General features: G+C 45.5%; 5 protein-coding genes. 2 read left to right on the top strand and 3 right to left on the bottom strand.

What is annotated here, in order from left to right; all coding sequences use genetic code 11:
- Positions 1-258: 258 nt before the first annotated feature.
- On the bottom strand, positions 259-669 hold the full coding sequence (locus Q3A88_RS21735; protein WP_317178653.1) for a DUF2787 family protein: 411 nt from the start codon (positions 667-669) through the stop codon (positions 259-261).
- 215 nt (positions 670-884) lie between these two features.
- Complete coding sequence (locus Q3A88_RS21730; protein ID WP_181846792.1) at positions 885-1289, bottom strand: hypothetical protein; 405 nt, start codon at positions 1287-1289, stop codon at positions 885-887.
- A gap of 120 nt (positions 1290-1409) precedes the next feature.
- Here Q3A88_RS21730 and Q3A88_RS21725 point away from each other — a divergent pair, with 120 nt between their 5' ends.
- Both Q3A88_RS21725 and Q3A88_RS21720 read left to right on the top strand, forming a co-directional pair.
- Complete coding sequence (locus tag Q3A88_RS21725; protein WP_317178652.1) at positions 1410-1682, top strand: helix-turn-helix transcriptional regulator; 273 nt, start codon at positions 1410-1412, stop codon at positions 1680-1682.
- A complete protein-coding gene (locus Q3A88_RS21720; protein ID WP_317178651.1) occupies positions 1679-2200 on the top strand; it encodes a hypothetical protein in 522 nt (173 codons plus the stop codon). The genes Q3A88_RS21725 and Q3A88_RS21720 overlap by 4 nt, the downstream gene beginning before the upstream one ends.
- A gap of 173 nt (positions 2201-2373) precedes the next feature.
- Here Q3A88_RS21720 and Q3A88_RS21715 read toward each other — a convergent pair.
- On the bottom strand, positions 2374-2478 hold a 105-nt coding region (locus Q3A88_RS21715), incomplete at its 5' end, for a hypothetical protein (protein ID WP_317178013.1).

Genomic DNA, 2478 nt, shown 5'->3' with positions numbered 1-2478 from the left:
GGTCTGTTTGCTCACAAAACGGGCATTTTACCTCAACCGTTGCCATCAGGCTCTTCTTCTAAATATTTAGGAAAACAGATGAACATTCTACCTGACGATCACCGAGTTGAATACGTGACCGTATATTCCGCATAAACTGTCCAGCGTTCCTTGCACTGCGGGAGTGAGTTTTTTGAATTGTTTCATTTTAAGAGCCACATTATTGTTGCTCATGACGTCATGAATATATTTTTTGCGCGCGCGTTATTAACTTGAAAATTAGCGTTCTTGATGAACAGAAACCGTGTAAATTTTCATTTTCCAATAGAGAATAAAGTTACGTTGCCAGAGTTCAAATAGTGCACCGCCCTCCTCTACATCAATATCGCCCATTAAATAATGCCAGACATAAGACTGACTCCAGCTGATATCCAATTCCTTTTCCAGTTCAGGCCATGGCCCCCCCATATAACTAAAGTCTGTCAGGTAGTCAAAATGCCATCCATTCGGTCGGGAATACAGACGAATCTCTATGGGGTGAAAGCCGCCCTGTTCCGCCGTATATTGGGGATCATGAAAATGAATAATAGTCGCTGAAGGAATATCTGGATGTGTCGGTAATACGTCGCACATGATATTAAGAAATGCCTGGCTAACAGGTAAGCGTAGCCCTGACTGGTGTATTGTCATTTTCCGTTTCATCATTAATTCCGAGTTGTCTATTACAATATAAACGGCACACATCATCCGCCCGGATAGCAGGGAATAAATAAAACATGGATGTTGGTGGTGTATGTTAGCCCATACATATATATGAGCCAGTGTTGGTATTATATCAAAATTATAGTTTCAAGTAAAATAATCGCAATGTGAAACCATTTATCAATCAGATGGTTACGACCACATCACTCATCATCAACTGCATTCGGTTGAGTCGTTGCCAAATCCTCTGCCACTTGGTTCAATGCCTGTTGCAGCAGTTTGTCACGTGATGACGGGCTCATGGTTTTGAAAAGTTGTATCCAGAGATTCAGCTTTTCATCTACTGTCAATTGAACAGCTTCACGCTCACTTTTCAGCGACATTCCCGCCGCACTAATGTGGTACACGAACCCCTTTCCCCGCGTCCGTTTGCGTTTGATTTCGGGATGCAGATCAGCCAGTTTTTCCAGGCGCAGACGGGCACCTTTAGCCGTTCCTGGCATACCTTCCATACCGACGAACTCTTCTGCTGTCAGCCATGCCTGCCCGTCATTCACCTGCTCTGCGGGTAGCTGGGATTCCGAGTTACTGTTCATGTTTTTAGTCATAAAAATCTCACCAGATATCAATGCGTTGTAAAAAAGAACAAAAAACCAATTAAAAGGAACTTGATAAGTTCTCTTTATTCGCTTTTAATATCCATGTACTGATTCAATGGAGTTAATACAGTGAATAACTCATCAGCATCGCAAAAAAAGCGAAGCAAGGGAAGTCCACAGGACTGGCACCGTGCCGATATCGTGGCGGCGCTGCATAAACGTGGTCTGGCACTTTCGCAGCTTTCCCGTGAACAGGGGCTTGCGGCGCGAACACTCAATAACGCCTTTGAACGGCACTATCCACGTGCTGAAGGGTTGATTGCCCAAGCATTGGATATGAGGCCGGAAGAACTCTGGCCGAGCCGTTACCTTGATAAAAAGTCAAAAGGGAAGCAGGAATGAGTACTACGGTGATTCAGGTGGTTGAGAGTTTTGAATACCTGTTCTCGTCACTCTACCGGAAGGATTTTGTCAGGACATTACGCCTGAACGAATGCAGCGAAAGGGAATTATTACCACTGGTACGTTGCTACCTACTTGGGTGGTTTGCCGATCAGGTAACGCCGGAAGTTAAAAGCAAGTTGCCGGGCACGGTGCGCGGCAATGGTTACATTGATTTCATCATCGACGATGTGGCGGTGGAATTTGCAGTAAGACGCCCCACTGCCGCCCGATCTGTGATCTCGGCAACCGTGAACAGCACGGAAATCAAGAAATTGATGAAGTATGACGGTAAGTCGCTGCTAGTGCTGTTTGATTTCTCCAGCACGCCATGGACAGAAGAACAACTGGACTCATTTCGTGATTGGCCCTCACTTGGTAAAGGGAACCATAAAAAGTCGGCGTTTAATGTGGCTTATTTCTACACCACGCGGCGGCCACTGGCGTTTCACAAAATCACTAAAAATATCCGGGTGTAGTAGCGGCTAAGGCCTGCACCCAGTTCCATCATGGCCGCGGAAATAACGTCCATGACTCTTTGATATCACGATTAATATAAAGGAGCTTCGTTTATGAAACCTCTGCTATTGGCTGTTGCCTTGTTCTCACCGCTGGCAATGTCTGCCACGTTCCATCTAAATAGCTTTGCATATTACCGCTCCACTTTAGCCAAACCATGTTGATTTCCGGGGAACGGCGAAGCGGCATTCATAAATCGCTTTACCTGTTCCAGTAACTGCCACATATACCGGCACTG

The organism is Pectobacterium sp. HCp5_1, from assembly GCF_032905925.1.
GTDB classification, from domain to species: Bacteria; Pseudomonadota; Gammaproteobacteria; order Enterobacterales; family Enterobacteriaceae; genus Pectobacterium; species Pectobacterium brasiliense_A.
This window is presented reverse-complemented; position numbering and strand designations above follow the sequence as displayed.

What these genes read in the sequence shown, in the direction of transcription:
- Q3A88_RS21735 (WP_317178653.1), bottom strand. Translation starts at nt 669, where the DNA reads ATGACAATACACCAGTCAGGGCTACGCTTACCTGTTAGCCAGGCATTT.
- Q3A88_RS21730 (WP_181846792.1), bottom strand. Translation starts at nt 1,289, where the DNA reads ATGACTAAAAACATGAACAGTAACTCGGAATCCCAGCTACCCGCAGAG.
- Q3A88_RS21720 (WP_317178651.1), top strand. Translation starts at nt 1,679, where the DNA reads ATGAGTACTACGGTGATTCAGGTGGTTGAGAGTTTTGAATACCTGTTC.